General features: G+C 67.0%; 1 protein-coding gene. It reads left to right on the top strand.

Going from position 1 to position 758, the window contains the following annotated elements; translation table 11 throughout:
* Positions 1 to 758, top strand: a 758-nt coding sequence (gene pdxS / locus MMF96_RS19435) for a pyridoxal 5'-phosphate synthase lyase subunit PdxS (RefSeq protein WP_256884480.1), incomplete at both ends; no start/stop codon positions are given.

Genomic DNA, 758 nt, shown 5'->3' with positions numbered 1-758 from the left:
ACCGGCAGCAGCCGCGTCAAGCGCGGAATGGCTGAAATGCTCAAGGGCGGCGTCATCATGGACGTTGTCAACGTCGAGCAGGCCAAGATTGCCGAGGATGCCGGCGCAGTGGCCGTCATGGCCCTTGAACGTGTCCCCGCGGACATCCGTGCGCAGGGTGGCGTCTCCCGCGCCAGCGACCCGGACATGATCGATGCGATCATTGCCGCCGTGTCGATTCCCGTCATGGCCAAGGCCCGGATCGGCCACTTCGTCGAGGCCCAGGTCCTGGAATCCCTCGGCGTGGACTACGTCGACGAGTCCGAGGTCCTGACCCCGGCCGACTACGAGCACCACATCGACAAGTGGAACTTCAAGGTCCCGTTCGTCTGTGGCGCCACCAACCTCGGTGAGGCCCTGCGCCGCATCAACGAGGGTGCGGCCATGATCCGTTCCAAGGGCGAGGCAGGCACCGGCGACGTCTCCAACGCCACGGGCCACATGCGCAAGATCCGTGCGGAGATCGCCAAGCTGGCCGCCCTGCCCGAGGACGAGCTGTACGTTGCAGCCAAGGAACTGGCCGCCCCGTACGAGCTGGTGAAGGAAATTGCCGCGACCGGCAAGCTTCCCGTGGTGCTGTTCACCGCCGGCGGCATCGCCACCCCGGCCGACGCCGCCATGATGATGCAGCTTGGTGCCGACGGCGTCTTCGTCGGCTCCGGCATCTTCAAGTCCGGCAACCCCGCCCAGCGCGCGGCCGCCGTCGTGAAGGCCACCAC

Source organism: Arthrobacter sp. STN4 (assembly GCF_024539665.1).
Lineage (GTDB): Bacteria > Actinomycetota > Actinomycetes > Actinomycetales > Micrococcaceae > Specibacter.
Note: the sequence above shows the minus strand (reverse complement) of the source record. Positions and strands in the feature narration are given on the sequence as shown.